The sequence below is a fragment of the Mesorhizobium sp. M4B.F.Ca.ET.203.01.1.1 genome, from assembly GCF_004791025.1.
GTDB classification, from domain to species: domain Bacteria; phylum Pseudomonadota; class Alphaproteobacteria; order Rhizobiales; family Rhizobiaceae; genus Mesorhizobium; species Mesorhizobium abyssinicae.
In genome coordinates this window covers 1-286 of sequence record NZ_SRUO01000275.1, presented here as the reverse complement: position 1 = coordinate 286, position 286 = coordinate 1, and the positions used below count along the sequence as shown (strand labels likewise).

Genomic DNA, 286 nt, shown 5'->3' with positions numbered 1-286 from the left:
ACCAGTTTAACCAGGCGCCGCTCGCGCATCAGGCTTTCCACCAACCCGTCCCAGCCAAGCACCGCACCGACATCATCCTGAGCTGCCTGCAGCGCAATCATATAGTTGTTGACGGAGAATTTCCGGCCCTTGGGATTTCCTTTGCCAAGCGCTTGAAACCAATCGTTCCAATTCGTCCAACCGGTTTCCTCGCTGCTCAAATGAATCAAGGGCGCCCCCAATAAATCTTCGACTCTGGAAATGCCATGCTCGGAGGCAAATCTCGGGGTGCCAAGCGCGACGATCC

1 protein-coding gene is annotated in these 286 nt (G+C 55.6%); it reads right to left on the bottom strand.

The genetic code is table 11. From position 1 onward, the window contains the following. The coding region (locus tag EN846_RS34665; RefSeq protein WP_245518781.1) for a LysR substrate-binding domain-containing protein at positions 1 to 286 on the bottom strand (286 nt) is incomplete at both ends.